We start from the raw sequence: 19017 nt of genomic DNA, 5'->3' as shown, positions 1-19017 counted from the left end.
TCAATTCCCTGCCTTCATATAGCCATCCAGCACCGTGACATCCCCTGCCAGCACACGCTGCACAGGCTCGTCCTTCCTACCTTTGACCAGAAGTGCACCATCCGTGTCAATACCCTCGCAGATTCCGCCAATGATACGGCCCCCTGCATTGACGTTTATTTTGCGGCCGATCATGACGCAGCGCATCTCCCACTGGCCGCGGATGGCAGCGAAACCACCTGCAGTGTACTGCTCGTAGAGCAGCTCAAAGCGCGACAGCAGGTCGGCGAGAAAGGCCGCCCGGTCAACCTTCGCACCGCTGTGCATGAGCACCGAGGTAGCCTTGTCCTGCAGCTCGGGTGGAAAATCAGAAGCCCGGCTGTTGAGGTTGACGCCCACCCCCACCACGACAAAATCCACGCGGTCGGCCTCTGCCTCCATCTCGGTGAGAATACCACAGACTTTTGCCCCCTTGAGCAGTACGTCGTTAGGCCACTTGATTTCGGGCTCGAGGCCGAGGTTTTCGAGGCCCAGGGCCACCGCCACTGCGGCCAGCAGGGCCAGCTGCGGAGCCTCGGCCGGGGCAACGCCCGGCCGCAACAGCAACGACAGGTAGAGGTTGACCCCGGCCGTCGACACCCACTGCCTGCCCAGGCGCCCACGCCCGGCTGTCTGCTCATCGGCAACAACGGCCAGGCCCTCGGCCCTCCCCTCGCGAGCCAGGCGACGAAGTTCGTCGTTGGTCGAACCCGTGCAAGACAGGCACAGCAGCTCGCGCCCGAACACGCGGCACGTCAAGCGCGAAGTAACGTCGACGGCCTGCAAGCGTTCGGGTGATTGCAGCAGCCGGTAGCCCAGCCCGGGGCGACTCTCGATACGGCAGCCGGCTTTCCTGAGCGCCGCCACGTGTTTCCATACGGCGGCCCTGCTCATGCCTAGATCGCCACCGAGTTGTTGACCTGAAAGAAAGCCCTCGGCTTCACGGAGCGCGGCCAGCACGAGATCGTCGCCTTTCATTCGTCGCCCGTCTTGATTTCCAGTTCCATTGACAGGTCAGCCTGCTTGACCGAGTGAGTGAGCGCGCCCACTGACAGGTCGTCGGCCCCGGCGGCAGCGTAGTCGGCCACGTCGTCCAGCCCGAGACCACCCGAAGCCTCCAGCCGCGCCCTCCCGGCTACGAGTTTTACCGCCAGCTTCACCTGGGCGGGCGAAAAATTATCCAGCAGAAGGTGACTCGCGCCCGCCAGCAGAGCTTCCTCGACCTGCCCGAGGTCATCGCACTCAACTTCTATGACCACCCCGGCCGGCGCCCGCTTGGTGGCCGCCCTGACGGCTGCTCCTACGCCGCCCGCTGCGACTACGTGATTGTCCTTGATCAACACCGCGTCGTACAGCCCCATGCGGTGGTTGTGCCCACCGCCGCAACGCACTGCGTACTTCTCCAGCGCCCTCTGCCCGGTAGTGGTCTTTCGGGTGTCGAGCACCCGGCAGGACGACGACACCGCCTCCACACGGGCTAGCACGGCGCTGGTCGCGCTGGCCACGCCGCAGAGGTGACCGAGAAGGTTGAGCAGCGTGCGTTCGACGGCGAGCAGCGCCCGCGCCGAACCATCAATGCGGCACAGCAGGTCGCCCGGCTGTAGCCGCGCACCGTCGGCGACCTGTTCAAGCAGCGACAAGGTTGAGGCTTCTTCTTCTGCGCGCCCGCGCTCGGCCATGACCGAGAAAACACTATCGAGCAGCGATACCCCGGCGGCCACCAGCGGCTGCCGTGCAACCACCAGCGCCGTCGCGGCGCAAGCAACGGGCACCGTGGCCTCGCTGCTGATGTCTCCGCTGCCGAGGTCTTCTTCGAAGGCCAGGCGCAGCAGCGCCAGCACCACGGGGTCACCCAGCGGAGGCTCAAAGTTCAGGGTGAATCCCCCAGGCCGCGCATGCGCTCGAGCCCGCGTTGCAGCGTGTCGCGTTCGAGCCGATCGGAATCCGCCCGTGCCCGGGTCTTGTCGATTACTTCGGGAGGGGCCTTGGCCATGAACGATTCGTTGGCCAGCTTGCGTTCGGTAACCTGCAGGTCTTTCTCCACGCGTGAAATCTCGCGGGTGAGCCTGTCCACTTCGGCTCCGATGTCCACGTGGTCAAGCACCGGCACCGAAAGCTCACAGCCAGCCGCCACCGCGGTGGCAACGCCGGGGGGCGGGTCGGCTGCCACGGTAATCGAAGCCACCCGGCCCAGCCTTTGCACCAAGGCCGAGTTGCTCTCTACGAGCTCCGCGACCTCGCCCGGCTGCAGGTACAGCCCGAGTTCGACCGCGGGGGAGATGTTCATTTCAGCCCGGATATTACGCACCGCCCTCAGGACCTCTATGATGGTACCGATCTCGTGGTCGGCCTCGGGATCATCCCAGGACGGCTGCGGTTCGGGCCACGCCGCCTGCATCACGAAATCCGCGCTCCCACGGCCGTCGGCGGGCAGCCCCTGCCACAGCTCCTCGGTGACAAAGGGAACCACCGGGTGCAGCAGGCGTAGCACCTGCTCAAAAACACCGTTCAAGGTTGCCGAGGTCTCCGCCCGGTCGGCCTCGTCACCCGCCAGCAGCACCTTGGATATCTCGATGTACCAGTCGCAGAACTCGTGCCAGGTAAAGCGGTACAAGGCCGACGCAACGTCGTTGAACCTGTAGCTGTCAAGCGCTTCCTCCACCTCGCGCACCGCCGCCGCCAGCCGCGAGCGTATCCAGCGATTGGCCACCAACCGTGGCGATTCGGGCAGGCAGGAAGTCGCTTCGCCTTCGCCGCGGTTGATCTCAACGAAGCGGGCCGCGTTCCATACCTTGTTGATGAAGTTCCGGTAGCCGGTTATGCGGTCGTCGGCCAGGCGTACATCTCTCCCCATGGCCGCGAGCGCGGTCAGGGTAAAACGAAGCGCGTCGGCACCGTACTCGTCGATGATCGCGAGTGGGTCGATCACGTTGCCCACCGACTTCGACATCTTGCGTCCCTGCTCATCCCTCACCAACGCGTGGATGTACACGTCGGCGAACGGCACCTCGTCCATGAAGGCCAGGCCCATCATCATCATGCGCGCGACCCAGAAAAATATGATGTCGAAGCCGGTAACCAGGGTGCTGGTCGGGTAAAAACGAGCAAGGTCTTCGCTCGACTCAGGCCAGCCCAGGGTGCTGAACGGCCACAGGGCCGAGGAGAACCAGGTGTCGAGCACGTCCTCGTCCCGGCGCAGCTCACCCTTGCAGGCCGGGCAATGCGTGGGATCTTCACGTGCAACCGTGATCTCGCCGCAGCCGTCGCAATACCAGGCGGGGATACGATGCCCCCACCACAGCTGCCTCGAAACGCACCAGGGGCGAATGTTTTCCATCCAGGAGCGGTAAGTTTTCTCCCAGTGGGCGGGCACGAAGCGGGTTTCTCCACGGTCAAGTGCCTGCAGGGTCCGGTCGGCCAGGTCGCGGACTTCCATGAACCACTGCTCCGACAGCAGGGGCTCAACCGTCTCGTGGCAGCGGTAGCAGGTTCCCACCGAGAGGCGGTGTTCGTCAATCTTGACCAGCACGCCCTCGTCCTTGAGCCTCTCCACCACGGCCTCGCGGCAGCTGGCAATATCCATACCGGCAAAATCGCCGGCCTCTTCGGACATGCAGCCCTCGTTGTTCATCACCGTTATCATCTCGAGATCGTGGCGCCGTCCCATCTCGTAGTCATCGTGGTGATGCGCTGGCGTGACCTTGAGCGCGCCTGTGCCGAACTCCCGGTCAACATAGGTGTCGGCAATGACCGGTATAACGCGGCCGGTAATCGGCAACACCACACCGCTGCCGATAAGCTTGGAGTAACGCTCGTCGTCGGGGTGCACCGCCACCGCCGTGTCGCCGAGCATGGTCTCGGGCCTGGTGGTGGCCACCTCGAGCGCGCCGTCGCCCTTCTCAAGCGGATAACGAATATGCCACAGGTGCCCATCGCGTTCTTCGTGCTCTACTTCGATGTCGGAAAGCGCCGTGCCACAACGCGGACACCAGTTGGTCAGGTAGCGATCGCGCTTGATGAGCCCGCGCTCGTACAGGGTCACGAAGACTTCGCGAACCGCCTGCGAAAGGCCCTCGTCGAGGGTAAAGCGCTCGCGGCTCCAGTCGCAGGACACGCCCAGCCGCCGCAGCTGCCGCGTGATGGTTCCCCCCGACTCGGCTTTCCACTTCCAGGTCCGTTCCTCGAAACCCTCGCGGCCCAATTCATTGCGGTCGATTTTCTCTTCGAGCAACTGCCGCTCGACCACGTTCTGGGTGGCAATGCCGGCGTGATCGGTACCCGGCACCCACAGCACCGAACGCCCCTTCATGCGCTGGTAGCGCACGAGTATGTCCTGCAGGGTGTTGTTCAGGGCGTGCCCCATGTGCAGCGACCCCGTGATGTTGGGAGGCGGTATGACTATCGAATAGGGTTCGCCGTCGGCCGACGGCTCGAACGCGCCTTCGCCCGCCCAGCGTTCGTACCACTTTTCTTCAAAACTTGTTGGATCGTAACCGGCCACGGAACCCGGAAATACAGCAGGCCGGGGCAACGGTCAAAGAGGCCCGGTCGTTGTTGAGCTTGAGAGCCACGGGGGCTAGAGTCCCGACGCCTCGACCGACGAGGGAGGAAGAACATGAGTGACAGACCGTTCAGCGTACTGGGTATACAACAGATAGCAGTGGGAAGCCTGGACAAGGGCGCCCTGCGAAGACTGTGGGTAGACACCCTGGGCCTCACCGTTACCGGCGATTTTCGAAGCGAAAAGGAAAACGTCGACGAAGACATTACCGTGGCCGGCAGCGGCCCGCTCAAGGTGGAAGTCGACCTCATGCAGCCGATTGACCCCGAAAAGCGCCCGGCCGTTCATAACCCCCCGCTCAACCACATCGGCTTGTGGATCGATGACCTCGCGGCCGCCGTGACCTGGCTCGGGGAACAGGGAATGCGCTTTACACCCGGCGGCATACGCAAGGGAGCTGCCGGTTTTGACGTCTGCTTTATTCACCCCAAGGGCAACGAGGAATCACCCATAAGCGGCGAAGGCGTGCTCATCGAGCTCGTTCAGGCTCCCGAAGCGGTGATCGAGGCCTTCAAGAAAGTCGCCTCGCTGTAGCGAGTGGCGGGCTCACCAGGCCCCGTTCAGCTGGCAGCCCAGGCTTAGCCGGCGGGTGAGACGAAGCGGTAGCCGCCGCGGAAAAACAGCAACGGGCCCTGTTCGGCATTGCTGCCGCCATCGACCGCTTCACCGAAAAATATCGTGTGGTCGCCCCCCTCGGCCTGGGAGTGGCTTCGGCATTCCAGCCAGGCCAAGGCGCCGTCGAGCAGTGGAGCCCCCGATTCGCCCACGCGAAACGGCAGATCCCGCATGCCCCCTGCTCCGGGCTCACCCCTGGACGCAAAAAGGTTGGACACCGCTTCCTGTTCGGCCGACAGGATGCTGACGCCAAAGCTCTCGGCGCGCGCAAGCTGGCCGTGGGCTATACCACCCTTGTCGGCACAGACGAGCAGCAGGGGAGGATCCAGGGACACAGAGCTCACGGCGTTGGCCGTAAACCCGTGGTAGAGCCCGTCTACGCAAGTCGTGACCACGGTAACTCCCGTGGCAAAGCCGCCCATGATGTCTCTGAAGCTATTGCTGTCCATGCGCGCGACTCCCCCGGGTTTCCTTGCTGGTGCGAAAGGGGGGACTCGAACCCCCACGACCTCGCGGCCACAGGAACCTGAATCCTGCGCGTCTACCAGTTCCGCCACTTTCGCCAGCTAGGAAGGCGGGGATTGTAACGCATCGTCGCCCGGCCGCAAGCCTGCCTGGCTGCCGAGCAGCGCTTCACCGTCGCGTACCGCAGCCGTAAAGACGCCGCCCGGCACAGGCCCTTCGCGGTTGATGGCAGCCCTCACGCGCGACAACTCCCGTAGGGCCCGAAACACCACCGAGGGCTTGAGGCCGGTGGAGGTGCCCGATCCGCGGGGAAGATGCTCGACCCCAACCTCGGTCAAACTCGCGCCTCGCTTGAGCGCGCGGGCCAACAACTCCGCGTAAACCAACGCGCCATTCGCGTGGGGCTCAAGGCCATCAATAGCAGCACGTGAAAACAGCTTGTAGCCGCAATTCACGTCGCGGACCCGCAGACCGAACAACAGCGGCACTACCAGGCGACTGTAGATCCACCCAGCGGCACGCCGGTGGGCCGGATCACGCCTGGTCAGGCGAAAGCCCAGCACGAGGTCGGCCTCGCGGCGGGCCTTCCACAGCGAATCAAAGCCCATCATCGAAAACTGCCCGTCCCCATCACTCACGAGAACGTGGGCGCCCCTCGCGCCGCGCAGACCACTCTTTACCGCCGCGCCATAACCCCGGTTGAGCGGATGGGTACTGATGCTCACCCTCGCGTTGTTGCGCTGCAAAGCATCGAGCACCAGCGCGGTACCGTCGGTACTGCCATCGTCAACCACGCGTATTTCGTAGTCTATCTGCTGCTCACTGAGCACCCGCTCGGTCTCGGCGACCACCTCGCCAATATTGCCCGCCTCGTTGTACGCGGGCAGAACCACCGTTAATTCACATTCCACTGTATTGCCCCACTACCCTCTCCTCCCATCGCCGCATCCCCTGACAATTTTGCCCCACTATCGGCCACGAGGTGATTGCCGCCAGCCACTGGCCGCCGTAGAATGGGTGGCGTCGTAACTCCCCGTGGCTACTCGTTCCAGAACAGTTATTCTCAAGCGCAAGCAGCGCACTCCGATCGCCACGGCCTTCGTGCTCCTCACTGCCCTGTGCAGTGCATACGGTATGATAACCCTGGCCCTGGCCTTCAATCACGCACTGGCCGACTCGGTACTCGCCGCTATCCCCGCACCGGGTCCGGCACGCAGCCTGGCTTCCGACCCGGCCCTTCTGCGCCAGCTCCGCGTCGACGACGCGAAAGCATATTTCATAGTTTCCAGCGATCACCGGCGTGCCCTGGTACTCGAAACCTCGGTGACCAACCACGGTTCGGTGGCACTTGAATCCGTGGTCATCGAAGCGCGCGCGTCGCTGGGCAACAAAACACAGGCCGTGTCCACGACGCCCTGCGGACGAAACGTGTCGCCTCGATTACTGAGAAGATTAACCACGGACCAGCTGCTCGTTCTTCGCGATCTCGATCCCGGCACGGGCTTCCTCCTGCATCCGCAGGATAAGACCAGGTGCCAGGCGACGTTTCCCGCACTGCGACGCAGCGTGGAGAACGTCAGCTACCGGGTTGTGTCGGCCCGCCCCCTGCCTGGCCACCACCGCTGACATCGCCGTTATCGTCATCACCCTGTTCGGATTCCGATGCCGGGGTGACGTCAATCTCGTCGGACTGCCGGGTGGCCCGCCGGAAATTCTTGATCCCCCTACCCAATCCTTCGCCGATTTCCGGCAACTTGCCGGCACCGAACATGATCAGGATGATCACGAGTATGATTATGAGCTCGGTAACACCCAGTCCGAACATTTAGACCTCCAAGCAGTCGTCGCAATGTAATTGATAATACTCCAAGGACCGCTCCGAGAAAACCATTGTCAGGCCGATTCCTCGGCCGTCCACACCAGGCGCGGGTGCCTGGCTGCCCTGGTTTCGTCGAGCCGGGCCACCGGGGTGTTGAACGGGGCGTTTTTTACCTTGCCCGGATCCTCCCGCGCCTCGCGGGCAATAGCGAGCATCGCGTCGGCAAATTCGTCAAGGGTTTCCAGGGGCTCGCTCTCGGTGGGCTCGATCATGATGGCGCCCTCCACCACCAAGGGGAAATAAATAGTGGGCGCGTGAAAGCCGTAATCGAGCAAGCGCTTGGCCAGATCGAGGGTCTTTACTCCCCCTTCCAGTTTCTTGTCCGTAAAGACAACCTCGTGCATACACGGGCCATCGCAGGGGAGATGATACTCCTGCTCGAGGCGCGCCTTGAGGTAATTGGCAGCCAGCACCGCCATGCGTGTCACCTCGGTCAGGCCGTCGCCTCCGCAAGCTTTCATATAAGCCCAGGCACGAACGAGTATCCCGAAGTTGCCGTAAAACGACCGCACCGGACCGATAGAATCGGGCCGGTCGTAGTCCCAATCGAGTTTGCCGTCTTTTTCAACCATGCGCGGCGACGGAAGGTATTTTTCCAGCTGCTCGGTCACCGCCAGTGGCCCGGCCCCCGGGCCACCGCCACCGTGCGGAGTAGAAAAAGTCTTGTGCAGGTTCACGTGGAGAATGTCGGCGCCCATGTCGCCCGGTCGAGCCACGCCCATGAGCGCGTTCATGTTGGCGCCGTCCATGTAAACCAGTCCGCCGAACTCGTGCACCGCGGCCGTGATCTCGCCCATCGCCGGCTCGAACAGACCCAGCGTATTGGGATTGGTGATCATCAGCCCGGCGACCTCGTCGTCGAGCAGTTCCCTTACCGCGTCGACCGACACCAGCCCGTCGTCGCCTACCGGCACGACGACGCTGTCGTAACCGCAGAGGGCAGCACTGGCGGGGTTGGTGCCGTGCGCACTGGCGGGAATGAGCACCTTGCTGCGCGGCTTGCCCTGCTCTTCATGCCAGGCGCGCATTATCTTGATACCGGCCAGTTCGCCCTGCGCTCCGGCGGCCGGCTGCAACGACACCGAGGAAAGGCCGCTGATTTCGACCAGCCATTCTTCCAGCTCGCGCATCAGGCGCAGGTTGCCCTGCACGAGTTCAACCGGTGCATAGGGGTGCGACGCCACGAAACCTTCGAGCCCCGCTACCTTGTCGTTCACGACCGGGTTGTACTTCATCGTGCACGAACCCAGTGGATAAAAATCGGCAGCAGCCGAATAGTTGAGCTGCGAAAGGCGTAGATAGTGGCGCAGGACCTCCGGCTCGCTCATTTCTGGAAAGCCCTCAAGGTCGGCTCTCAGCAGTTTCGGATCCAGGGGCAACGGCCCCGGTTCGGGCAGGTCCAACCCACAGCGGCCCGGACTGCCCTTCTCGAACACGGTCTTCTCCGGACCCCTGTCTACTCCAGCACTCACGCCAATAACCTCATGTCCCCCACCTCACCACGCCTGCCTCAAGCCGCCATGCTCTGCCGAGCTGTCGAAACCAGCAGGTCAAAGTCCGCGTCGCTGTTGACCTCGGTCACAGTCACCAGCACCCGGTTATCGCCGTCATCCGCGCAGCTGTCTTCGAGATCAGCCACGCGCACCCCGGGAATAACACCACGCTGCACGCAGTCATCGAACCAGCGCTTGCTGTCGGGCACCTCGATGGCGAACTCGTTAAAAAACGGCGCACTGAAAACCGGGGCGAGGCCGGCTTCGGACGCCAGGCGCTCGGCCAACTGGTGGGCCCGCACGGTATTGAGAGCCGCAAGTTTTCTCAGTCCCTTGCGCCCGGCCACACCCAGGAAGGTGGTGACCGCCAGCGCCGCCAATCCCTGGTTAGTGCAGATGTTGGACGTCGCGCGTTCCCTGCGTATGTGTTGCTCGCGGGTGGCCAGGGTGAGAACGTAGCCCCTCCTCCCGTTGCTGTCGAGGGTCTCGCCCACGAGGCGACCGGGAACCTGGCGCAGGTATTGCTGCCTCGCGGCGAACAGGCCGACCCCTGGTCCGCCGTAAGAGAGGGGCAAGCCCAGCCCCTGCCCCTCGGCCACGGCCACGTCGGCCCCGAGTTCGCCGGGAGACCTCAGCAGGCCCAGGGCCAGGGGCTCGCTGGTAACGCTCAACGACAAGGCACCGCAACGCCGCGCCAGCCGTGAAGCCGTGGCGAGATCGTCGATTACGCCGTAAAAATTGGGGTAGCCCGTGCAGATGGCCGCTACGTCATCGCCCAGCGCTTTCTCTAGCAGCTCGGCGTCGGTGCGCCCGTTGTCATCCAACCCGATCAGCTCTACTTCCGAGTCACCCGAGCCACGCAGGTAGGTCTCGGTCACGGCGCGGTAGGCGGGGTGAACACCGGCAGACATGAGCACGCGGCGGCGGCCACGGCCGACCCTGACCGCCAGCAGCACGGCCTCCGCCAGGGCCGAAGCCCCGTCGTAGAGACTAGCGTTGGCCACGTCGAGTCCGCACAAGCGCGCCACGTAAGTCTGGAACTCGAAACAGGCCTGCAGCGTTCCCTGGCTGACCTCGGGCTGGTAAGGGGTGTAGGCGGTCGCAAACTCGGCACGGGACAAAACAGCAGAAACCACCGAGGGCACGTGCCGCCGGTAGCAGCCTGCCCCCTGGAAGGAAGGCAGGATACTGTTGCTCGCGGCCAACTCGCTGGCCCGCTCCAGGACCTCGGCTTCAGGGCAGCCATCGGGCAGTCCGAGGGCCTGTTGCGCGCGAAGATTCGCGGGCACCTGTTCGAGCAACTCGTCTACGGACTCCACCCCCACGGTGGCCAGCATCTGGCTGATGTCGGTCGCTGTATGCGGCAGGTAGCGCAACCGTCAATCTCCCTCGCTGACCAGGGCCCGGTACTCGTCAGCCGACATCAGACCGGCGGTCGGGTCGTCTCCGCTGGGCTCCATGTGCACCAGCCAGCCATAGCCGTAGGGGTCTTCGTTGAGCACCTCGGGGCCGTCCGCCAAGTCCGTGTTCACCTTGACCACCTTGCCGCTGATAGGCGCGTAGACCTCAGATACGGTCTTTACCGATTCGATTTCGGCCAGCTGCTCGTCCTTGGAAATAACAGTGTCGGCCACGTCGGGCAGCTGTACAAATACGATGTCGCCCAGCTGGTCCTGCGCGTAGTCGGTGATGCCTACCACGACCAGTCCGTCGTCTTCCAGTCGCAGCCACTCGTGCTCCGCCGTGTAATGAACGTCATCAGGAAACTCCATGTCCTCTCCTCTACCCTTAGCCTTGATTCAACCATTCACGGGTGTTGAAAAACACCTGTGACTCAGCGCTGCCTAACATAAAAAGGCAGGGCCGTCACATCGGCGGGCTTGATACGCCCCCTCACGTCGACGCTGAGCCCGGCTGCTGACGACTCGGCGTCGACCAGGGCCATCGCCACGGGCCGGCCCAGGCTGGGCGAATGCGTTCCGCTCGTGACCCGGCCTACCACCTTGTCCCCGGCCAGGACCTCGTGGCCCTGCCGGGCTATGGCACCGTTGGGCAGAAGGCCCAGCAGACAGCGCGCGGGGCCGCGCTCACGCTCGGCGGCCAGCGCCTCTCCCCCGATGGCCGTTGCAATATCGTCCCTCACAAACCTTCCAAGGCCCGCCTCGAGAGGACTTATGTCGAGACCCAGTTCGTGGCCGTAGAGTGGCAAGCCGGCTTCGAGCCTCAGGGTATCCCTGGCCCCAAGGCCGGCAGGTACTATCCCCAGTGGCCCGCCAGTGGCAGCAAGGGCGTCCCACACGCCCTCGGCCCGTGCCGAGGGGAGGAACAATTCAAAACCGTCCTCGCCCGTGTAGCCGGTTCTCGCCATCAGCGCCGTTTCACCCTCCAGTATTATTTCGCGACAGGCGAAGCGCGGCAGATCCGCGGCGCCCTCGACAAGCTCGCCCAGCACGGTCGCCGCCGCGGGTCCCTGTAGCGCGATCAAGGCCGTATCGGCGCTCCTGTCCTCGACCTCGCAGCGCGAGCCGGCGTGCTCGTTTATCCAGGCCAGGTCCCCCTCTACGTTACCGGCGTTTAGACACACCATGTAGCGTTGTTCCTCGACACGATAGACGATGACATCGTCCATGACGCCACCCGAGGGTTCACACATGAGCCCGTACTTTGCCCTGCCTACCGAAAGTTTTCTCAGCTCGCTGGTAAACAGGTGCTCACAGGCGTCGATCGCAGCCGGCCCCCGCAGTTCGACTTCGCCCATGTGGCTGGCATCGAACATGCCGCCCGCAGTCCTGACGGCATTGTGTTCTTTTACAATCGAGCTGTATTGGAGCGGCATGCTCCAGCCCGAGAATTCGACCATGCGGGCACTGGCGTCCAGGTGAGTCGCGTATAGCGGTGTACGCGCAGCACCGTCACTCACGCTGCGCTCTCTGCCGCGAGAGAAGCAAGCCACGCGTCGCGCGTATTGCGCAGCAGTACCGCCACCGTCATCGGGCCGACGCCGCCCGGAACAGGAGTTATGTGGGCAGCTCGCTGCCTGGCTGCGTCAAAACCGATATCGCCCACGAGGCGGCCGTCTACACGGTTGATGCCCACATCGATCACGACCGAGCCGGGCTTTACCCACTCGCCGGGAATGACGCGGGGGCTGCCTATGGCCACCACCAGTACGTCGGCGCTTTCTACCTGCCGTTGCAGGTCGGCGGTGCGCGAGTGACACAGCACCACCGTGGCGTGGCGCTCGAGCAGCAGCATTGCCACCGGCTTGCCCACCAGTGCCGAGCGACCTACGACGACCGCGTGCAGGCCGGTGAGATCAACGCCCGTGGTATCCATGAGGTGCACGCAGCTCACCGGCGTGCAAGGCCGCAGTCCGGGCCGGCCGGTAAACAAAGCGCCCTGGTTTACGGGGTGCAGGCCGTCCACGTCCTTGACCGGATCCACGGCTGCCACGGCCGCGTCTTCGTCGAGTTGGGCCGGCAGCGGAAGCTGCACGATAATGCCATCGATGCCCTCGTCGCGGTTGCAGTCTTCGATGACGGCCAACAGCTCCTGCATGCTCACGTCCGCGGGCAACGCTCGGTGCTCGGAGTTCATGCCCACCTCGCCGGCCTCGCGAATCTTACGCGCCACGTAAACCGCCGACGCGGGGTCGTCGCCGACCAGTATAGTGGCCAGCCCCGGTTTTCTTGCACCGGCGGCCACCCGGCTCTCAACGTCGGCTGCCACCTCGGCCCTTACAGCCGCCGACTCGGCCTTGCCGTCTATAAGCTTCGCGCCCGCGGCTTCTCCGTCGGAAGCGCCGCCCGCTGTCGCACCGCCACCGCTCACGTCAGCGCCCCGCGGCCTTCACCATGCGGGCCACCAGCTCACGGACATGAAGGTCGGCCTGCTCCATGGCGCTGTTTAATCGGAGTTCTTCTCCCGTGGCCATCATCGAAATCCGGCCATACATCCCCGGCATTTCCTGGCCGCCGTACTCTGTACCGCTCCACCTGCGTTCGAGCCCATCGGCGCCGAGTAAGGCCGCGTAAACCGTGGCCTCCCCCGAAACGGTGGCCGTCCTTGCCGTCCCCACGCGCTGCACGGTCTCGGCCAGGGCCGGGACGAGAAAGACATCGATCTCGCCCTGGGCCACGAGCCGTTCGACCAACTGTTGCTTGCTCTCACCCTTGCGGGACGAAACGGAGTTCCGGGACAGGGTGCGGTAGGCGGGATGGCGGGCCAGGGCCTCGTAGAAAAAAGCGGTAACCAGCTCCGCGTCGCCGCCGGCAACCGGCTTGAGCACCAAGGCGTCCGGGCAGAGCTCGCAGGAGTTGCTGGTTTTGCCATCGCTCCAGGCTGCCGGCAGCACGGCTATGGCTACCACGCCCTCGCGGCCGTCGACCAGGTCCATGGAGAGTTCTTCCTTGCCCGAGCAGCCACCCAGGGCCGTGATCGATGCCAGGGCCAGGGCCATAACCGCCGTGACTGCGCGCAGCTTCACGCGTCTTTCCTCAAGCCCAGCCCTCTCAGCTGGGCGAGATCGACGGGCGACGGCGCGTCGGTCAGCGGACAGGCCGCTCGCTGGGTTTTGGGAAACGCGATGACATCGCGGATAGAGTCGCAACCGGTAAGCATGCCCACCAGCCTGTCCAGCCCCAGGGCGAGTCCGGCGTGCGGTGGCGCGCCGAAAGAAAGCGCCTCGAGCAGAAAACCGAACTTCTCCCCCGCTTCTTCCTTGTCGATGCCGAGCACGCCCAGCACCTGCTGCTGCAATTCGGGGCTGTGAATACGAACCGAGCCACCACCCAGCTCGACCCCGTTGAGAACCACGTCGTAGGCGTCTGCCAGCACCGAGCCCGGGGACTCGTCCAGCTTGTCCACGTGGTCAGGCCGCGGGGCCGTAAACGGGTGGTGCAGCGCCTGCCAACGCTTGTCGCCTTCATTGTATTCCACCAGCGGGAAGTCGACCACCCAGAGGAAATCAAAGCGTTCGGGATCAGCGAGCCCCCTGAGCTCAGCCACGTGACAACGCAGGTTGCCGAGCACGTCGCAGACCACCCGGTAGCTGTCTGCACCAAAAAGAACCAGGTCTCCGTCGGCCGGTTGGCAACGCTCCGAGAGTGCCTCTTTCTCTGCGTCCGAGAAAAACTTGACCACCGGCGATTGCCACCCGTCAGTGTTGATCTTTATCCACGCCAGGCCACCCGCGCCGTGGGTTTTTGCAACCTCGCCGAGGTTGTCGAGTTCCTTGCGCGACATTTCGGCGCCACCGCGCACGACAATGGCCTTCACCACGCCGCCGCCTTCCACCACCGAGCGAAACACTTTGAACTCGCTCTGCGCGAAGACGTCGCTGAGATCGACCAGCTCCATCCCGAAACGGGTGTCGGGGCGGTCGCTGCCGTAGCGATCCATCGAGTCGTGCCAGGTCAAGCGCGGAAACGGTGCGTCGAAGGACTGCCCCGCCAGCTCGGTGAACAATTTCTTCAAAAGCCCCTCGACACCGGCCATCACCTGGTCGGAATCGGCAAAAGCCATCTCTATATCAATCTGCGTGAACTCGGGCTGCCGGTCGGCCCTGAGGTCTTCGTCGCGAAAGCAGCGGGCCACCTGGTAGTAGCGGTCCACGCCCGAGACCATGAGAAGCTGCTTGAACAACTGCGGTGACTGCGGCAGGGCAAAAAAGCTGCCCGGATACACACGACTGGGCACAAGGTAATCGCGCGCGCCCTCGGGAGTGCTGCGTGTGAGCATCGGGGTCTCCACCTCGATGAATCCCGATTCGTCAAACCAGCGCCGCGTTATCGATACGACTTCGTGCCTCAAGCGCAGGTTACGCTGCATAACGGGGCGGCGCAGGTCGAGGTAACGGTAACTCAACCTCACGTTCTCGGTAATGCGAGCGTCGTCCTCGATCGGAAAAGGGCTTGGCTTGGCGCTGTTGAGTATCTCGAGCCTGTCGACCATGATTTCAACCGAACCGGTCGGCAGCTCGGGGTTAACTGTCTCCTCGCTGCGCTCGCGCAGGTGACCTTCGACGGCGATAACGAACTCCCCACGTAGTTGACCGGCCAGCTCGTGCGCGGTCGCGTTTTCCTGGGGATCAAACACCACCTGCAACAAGCCCGTATGATCGCGCAGGTCTACGAAGATTATTCCCCCGTGATCCCGCCTCGAATGAACCCAACCCGCGACCAGCAGGGTTTCGCCTGCCTGCCCCGCGCGCGGTTCACTGCAATAACAGCTACGCTCCACTTTTTACCGCCTCCCCTATGCACTTGATCATCTGTTCCGCGTCGCCATCAATCTCGATAAGCTGCGCGTGATCGGCCTTGTTAACCATGTCGCGCAGCGTAGCCTTACCGGCTTCCAGCTCAGCCTCGCCGACCAGCAACACGCAGGCTGCCCCCGAACGGTCGGCCCGCTTCATCTGTGCCTTGAGACTGCGCGAAGGACTTTCGACTTCCACGCGCTTGCCGGCCCGCCTCAGGCGTCGGGCCAGGCCCAGCACCGCGCCCAGGGCACGCTCTTCGAGTGGGGCAACCACTATATCGACAGGCGGCGCGCCGGGCTCCTGGCCTGCCGCCGCCAGCACCATGCGCTCCAGCCCGAAAGCGAAGCCGACACCGGCGATATCGGGCCCGCCCAGCGAAGCGGCCAGGCCATCATAGCGACCGCCCCCGCCCACGGCGTCCTGCGAACCCAGGCCGGCTGCCGTCACTTCGAATGCTGTGCGACAATAGTAGTCCAGGCCGCGTACCATGCGGGGATTGGCGGTGACCTCGACCCCCGACTCGGCCAGGAGCTCCTTGACCCTGCCGTGGTGGCTCTCACAGTCATCGCACAGAGAGTCCACCATCATCGGCGCTCCCTGCATCGCCTCCTTGCAAGCCTCGACCTTGCAATCGAGCAGGCGCAGCGGGTTACGCTTCAAGCGCGAGCGACAGTCGTCGCACAGCGAATCTATTCGTTCCTCGCCCCAGGCCGCAAGTGCCTTCCTGTAAGCGGGGCGGCAAGCCTCGTCGCCCAGGCTGTTGAGCTCGACACGGTACTCCCTCAAGCCGACGGCTTCGCAGATGTCGGCCACCAGCGTCACGGCCTCGGCATCGGCCGCGGGGTCGCTGCGACCAAGCATTTCGGCTCCGATCTGGCTGAACTGACGAAAGCGCCCCTTCTGAGGGCGTTCCCTCCTGAACATGGGCCCCCGGTAGTAGAACCGACCCTCGGGCTGCGATCGAGCCATGCCGGCGGCCAGGTAGGCGCGCACCAGCGAAGCGGTTCCCTCGGGTCTCAACGCCAGCGTGGAGCCGTCTCGATCCTCGAAGGTATACATTTCTTTTTCGACTATGTCGGAAGTGTCGCCCACGGTCCGCTTGAAGAGCTCGACCTTTTCGAGCAGTGGCAGTTCGAGTTCCTGGAAGCCGTAGTTTTCGAGGACCTCACAGCTTGCTTCGAGCACAGCTCGTCGCGCCAGCACTTCGCCAGCCTGAATGTCGCGAAATCCCTTGACTGCTGCCAGTTTCATCGACGCCCTCGAGGCCCGTCGTGTCCGGCCCGGCGCGGCCCTTTATCGGGTCGACCCCCCGAATAGTCAACGCGCCCATTGCCGTTATAAACAGTCATCGCCGCGCGCCGCCTGCCCGGCACGCGTTCCAGCAGCACGCGGACTGCGCCCTGTTGGGATGTTGACAGGAAGCTACAGCCCCCGCGCTGCCAACGCTCCACGACCTCGGGCCGCGGAAAGCCCCAGTGATTGTCGCGCCCTGCCGATGCCACCGCCAGCGCCGGGCAGGCCCTGCTGACCAGGCCGGCCGTTGAAGAGCTCGAGCTGCCGTGGTGGGGCACCTTGACTACGTCCAGGCGGCGACCTCGCTGCAGGCCTTGCAACACGCGGCTTTCGGCCTTGGATTCAATGTCGCCGGTGAGCAACACGCGTCGCCCCCCCCAGGCCAGAAGCAACACCAGCGAACGGTCATTGGACGCGCACTCGCCGCTGCCGTCGGGCGGATTGAGAATCCGCAGGCGCAAGCGACCTGCACCCTCCCTCCCTGCACCCTCCCGCCCTTCGACCGAGAAACGCCCCTTACCATGCATTGCAACCACGGGTACGCCCGCTCGATCCAGGCGCTCGAGAAAACGGCCGAAGGAAGAACTCTCACAGCGGCCCCCGGGCCACACGAACCGGCCTGCCTCGACACGCTCGACCAGATCATCGAAACCTCCCCAGTGGTCGCTCTGCACGTGCGTGGCCAGCATCGTGTCTACGCGTCCTATCTGCATGCGCCTGAGCAGCGGACTCAGTACCAGGTTTCCGCGGCCGGGCGGGCCACCATCCACGAGCAGCACCCTGCCACCGGGAAGCCTGACCAGCGTGGAGTCCCCCTGCCCCACCGAGGCAAATACGATTTCGAGGCTGTCCTGCGTCCAGCGCTGCTGCCAGGCCAGCGACAGGCAGGCAGTGGTTGCAACCAGCAGGATGCCGGCCGTCAGTCGACGGCGTTTTGAAAACAGCAGGAGAGGTGGACCTGCGAGCAGCAGCATCAGCAGTGGCCAGCCCGGCGCAACAACGTTCAGCCCGGCTCCCGGAATGCCCGCGCCCAGGCGGGCAAGGCCGAGTAACAGTTCGGCAAAAAATACGGCCAAGCCCAGCAGCGGGGAAAACAGCAGCGGCAGAAAGAGCCAACAAAGCACCAACGCCAGAGCTGATGTCACCGTGACGGCCACCAGCGGCAAGGCCGGAAGGTTGACCAGCGGCGCCACCAGGCTGAGTCTGCCGAAGTGCTGCGCGGCCAGTGGAGCGGTGCAGTACCAGGCAACCAGGCAGACAGCCAGGTAGTCGACGGCCCGGCGGGCCCAGGTGCGCGGTTGCCCTTCGGGCAGGCGGCGCGCCGAGCCCAGCAGCATCAGCCCGCAGACGGCGGAGAACGATAGTTGAAAACCAGCCTCGGCCGCCATTCCGCCACGCCACAATAGCAACGACACGCAGGCCAGCGCCAGGCCGTAACCAGCCGCTGTCCGCCGCCCTGCCCACAACAACAGCGATGGCAGCGCGAGCATGATCACCGCCCGTAGCACCGGCACCCGGCCACCGGCCATGAGCCCGTAAGCACCTGCCGCGGCAAGCGCCGCGAGCAACGCCGGACGCCTGACGTCGTACAGCACCGGCAAGCGCGGTAGCGCCAGCAACAACCCGTGCAGCAGTGCGTACACCACGCCGGCGACCAGGCCTATGTGCAATCCCGAGATGGCCAACAGGTGGCCGAGTCCCGAGTCGCGGATGGCCGCGAGGTCGTCCGGGCTTATTCCATCGCGATGACCGGTGACCAGCGCCGCCACCAGTCCCGCTCCGGGGCCACGCCCGCGCCTGATGTCAGCGGCCAGCTCGGCCCGCGCGCGCGCGAGGGCAGCATCGAAACCGTACGCTGGACCCAGGTCCGCCAGGCCCTCGGAGCTCCAGGACCAGGCGCTTACAAAAACGCCCCGCCTGCCGTTCCAGTCGCGCCAGCTGCTTTCCCCCGGGTTGCCGAAGTCGCTTATCCTCCTGAGAGTGGATGACAAGGCAATGCGCCTTCCCGCGAGCGAATCCTCACCGCCGTGACGCAGGTAGAGCACCACGCGACCGGCCAGCCGTCCGCTGGCAGCGGTCTCTACGGCGTCGAGCAGCAGCCGGCTTCCACCAGAAGCGCTGTCCTTGACCGAAACCACGTCGGCCTCGAATGCCTGCGCCCCGATGCTGCGGGATCTGCCCTTGAGCAAACCAGTGACATGACCATCCGGCGGGGGTTCGACCGGTGGCAACGCTCTCCAGCCCACCAACAGCGCCAGCAACACGACCGCAAGCAGTGTTCTTTTCTTGAGCTGCCCCCGCGCCACTGAGCAGCCCCCCCACGCGGCGCAAAGCAGCGCGGGAAGGAGGCGTTCGAACCATTGCCCGGGCAGTACCGGCAGGCCCGCAGCGCAGCACCACGCCGCCGAAAATGCTGCCAACGCCGCCAGGTACA

At 64.3% G+C, this 19017-nt stretch carries 17 protein-coding genes and 1 tRNA gene; 2 read left to right on the top strand and 16 right to left on the bottom strand.

All coding sequences use genetic code 11. From position 1 onward, the window contains the following. The 3 genes from EYQ35_10165 to EYQ35_10155 are packed head-to-tail and all read right to left on the bottom strand — an operon-like array spanning nt 1 to nt 4519. Nucleotides 1-996 carry a biotin--[acetyl-CoA-carboxylase] ligase gene (locus EYQ35_10165; GenBank protein ID HIF64498.1) on the bottom strand — a complete coding sequence of 332 codons (996 nt, stop codon included), beginning with the start codon at nt 994-996 and terminating at the stop codon, nt 1-3. Continuing rightward, on the bottom strand, nt 993-1892 hold the full coding sequence (nadC, locus tag EYQ35_10160; protein ID HIF64497.1) for a carboxylating nicotinate-nucleotide diphosphorylase: 900 nt from the start codon (nt 1890-1892) through the stop codon (nt 993-995). Before nadC ends, EYQ35_10165 begins: the two co-directional genes overlap by 4 nt. After that, nucleotides 1889-4519, bottom strand: a complete 2631-nt coding sequence (locus tag EYQ35_10155) for a valine--tRNA ligase (GenBank protein HIF64496.1) — start codon at nt 4517-4519, stop codon at nt 1889-1891. The genes nadC and EYQ35_10155 overlap by 4 nt, the downstream gene beginning before the upstream one ends. A 114-nt stretch (nt 4520-4633) precedes the next feature. On the opposite strand from EYQ35_10155, the gene EYQ35_10150 reads away from it, so the two are divergent. Next, nucleotides 4634-5113 carry a VOC family protein gene (locus EYQ35_10150; protein ID HIF64495.1) on the top strand — a complete coding sequence of 160 codons (480 nt, stop codon included), beginning with the start codon at nt 4634-4636 and terminating at the stop codon, nt 5111-5113. A 44-nt stretch (nt 5114-5157) separates the two neighbouring features. On the opposite strand, the gene EYQ35_10145 is transcribed toward EYQ35_10150, so the two are convergent. The 3 genes from EYQ35_10145 to EYQ35_10135 form a co-directional block, all read right to left on the bottom strand. Further along, complete coding sequence (locus EYQ35_10145) at nt 5158-5643, bottom strand: flavin reductase (protein ID HIF64494.1); 486 nt, start codon at nt 5641-5643, stop codon at nt 5158-5160. A 27-nt stretch (nt 5644-5670) separates the two neighbouring features. Next, nucleotides 5671-5757 (bottom strand) — tRNA-Leu (locus EYQ35_10140). Nucleotides 5758-5760: 3 nt separating this feature from the next. Next, nucleotides 5761-6570: a glycosyltransferase family 2 protein gene (locus tag EYQ35_10135; protein HIF64493.1), complete on the bottom strand. Its 810-nt coding sequence runs from the start codon at nt 6568-6570 to the stop codon at nt 5761-5763. Between the two features lie 124 nt (nt 6571-6694). Here EYQ35_10135 and EYQ35_10130 point away from each other — a divergent pair, with 124 nt between their 5' ends. Then, nucleotides 6695-7285: a hypothetical protein gene (locus EYQ35_10130; protein HIF64492.1), complete on the top strand. Its 591-nt coding sequence runs from the start codon at nt 6695-6697 to the stop codon at nt 7283-7285. Here EYQ35_10130 and EYQ35_10125 read toward each other — a convergent pair. The 10 genes from EYQ35_10125 to EYQ35_10080 form a co-directional block, all read right to left on the bottom strand. Beyond that, nucleotides 7236-7484 (bottom strand): twin-arginine translocase TatA/TatE family subunit, encoded by a 249-nt coding sequence (locus tag EYQ35_10125; GenBank protein ID HIF64491.1) that lies wholly within the window; start codon nt 7482-7484, stop codon nt 7236-7238. The genes EYQ35_10130 and EYQ35_10125 overlap by 50 nt on opposite strands. A gap of 68 nt (nt 7485-7552) precedes the next feature. Continuing rightward, entirely contained in the window at nt 7553-8974 is a 1422-nt protein-coding gene (locus tag EYQ35_10120) for a glycine dehydrogenase subunit 2 (GenBank protein ID HIF64490.1), read from the bottom strand. 74 nt (nt 8975-9048) lie between these two features. After that, nucleotides 9049-10407 (bottom strand): aminomethyl-transferring glycine dehydrogenase subunit GcvPA, encoded by a 1359-nt coding sequence (locus EYQ35_10115; protein HIF64489.1) that lies wholly within the window; start codon nt 10405-10407, stop codon nt 9049-9051. Nucleotides 10408-10410: 3 nt separating this feature from the next. Further along, nucleotides 10411-10803 (bottom strand): glycine cleavage system protein GcvH, encoded by a 393-nt coding sequence (gene gcvH / locus EYQ35_10110; protein HIF64488.1) that lies wholly within the window; start codon nt 10801-10803, stop codon nt 10411-10413. A 62-nt stretch (nt 10804-10865) separates the two neighbouring features. Continuing rightward, nucleotides 10866-11951, bottom strand: a complete 1086-nt coding sequence (gcvT, locus tag EYQ35_10105; GenBank protein ID HIF64487.1) for a glycine cleavage system aminomethyltransferase GcvT — start codon at nt 11949-11951, stop codon at nt 10866-10868. Then, nucleotides 11948-12862 (bottom strand): bifunctional methylenetetrahydrofolate dehydrogenase/methenyltetrahydrofolate cyclohydrolase FolD, encoded by a 915-nt coding sequence (folD, locus tag EYQ35_10100; protein HIF64486.1) that lies wholly within the window; start codon nt 12860-12862, stop codon nt 11948-11950. Before folD ends, gcvT begins: the two co-directional genes overlap by 4 nt. A gap of 1 nt (nt 12863) precedes the next feature. Next, nucleotides 12864-13517: a hypothetical protein gene (locus EYQ35_10095; GenBank protein HIF64485.1), complete on the bottom strand. Its 654-nt coding sequence runs from the start codon at nt 13515-13517 to the stop codon at nt 12864-12866. Then, a complete protein-coding gene (gene aspS / locus EYQ35_10090; GenBank protein HIF64484.1) occupies nt 13514-15271 on the bottom strand; it encodes an aspartate--tRNA ligase in 1758 nt (585 codons plus the stop codon). Before aspS ends, EYQ35_10095 begins: the two co-directional genes overlap by 4 nt. Further along, complete coding sequence (locus EYQ35_10085; protein ID HIF64483.1) at nt 15261-16541, bottom strand: histidine--tRNA ligase; 1281 nt, start codon at nt 16539-16541, stop codon at nt 15261-15263. The genes aspS and EYQ35_10085 overlap by 11 nt, the downstream gene beginning before the upstream one ends. Then, complete coding sequence (locus EYQ35_10080; protein HIF64482.1) at nt 16538-19003, bottom strand: DNA internalization-related competence protein ComEC/Rec2; 2466 nt, start codon at nt 19001-19003, stop codon at nt 16538-16540. The genes EYQ35_10085 and EYQ35_10080 overlap by 4 nt, the downstream gene beginning before the upstream one ends. Nucleotides 19004-19017 lie beyond the last annotated feature (14 nt).

The organism is Candidatus Binatota bacterium, from assembly GCA_012960245.1.
Lineage (GTDB): Bacteria > Desulfobacterota > Binatia > UBA1149 > UBA1149 > UBA1149.
This window is presented reverse-complemented; position numbering and strand designations above follow the sequence as displayed.

What these genes read in the sequence shown, in the direction of transcription:
- EYQ35_10165 (HIF64498.1), bottom strand. Translation starts at nt 996, where the DNA reads ATGAAAGGCGACGATCTCGTGCTGGCCGCGCTCCGTGAAGCCGAGGGC.
- EYQ35_10150 (HIF64495.1), top strand. Translation starts at nt 4,634, where the DNA reads ATGAGTGACAGACCGTTCAGCGTACTGGGTATACAACAGATAGCAGTG.
- EYQ35_10145 (HIF64494.1), bottom strand. Translation starts at nt 5,643, where the DNA reads ATGGACAGCAATAGCTTCAGAGACATCATGGGCGGCTTTGCCACGGGA.
- EYQ35_10125 (HIF64491.1), bottom strand. Translation starts at nt 7,484, where the DNA reads ATGTTCGGACTGGGTGTTACCGAGCTCATAATCATACTCGTGATCATC.
- gcvH (HIF64488.1), bottom strand. Translation starts at nt 10,803, where the DNA reads ATGGAGTTTCCTGATGACGTTCATTACACGGCGGAGCACGAGTGGCTG.
- EYQ35_10085 (HIF64483.1), bottom strand. Translation starts at nt 16,541, where the DNA reads ATGAAACTGGCAGCAGTCAAGGGATTTCGCGACATTCAGGCTGGCGAA.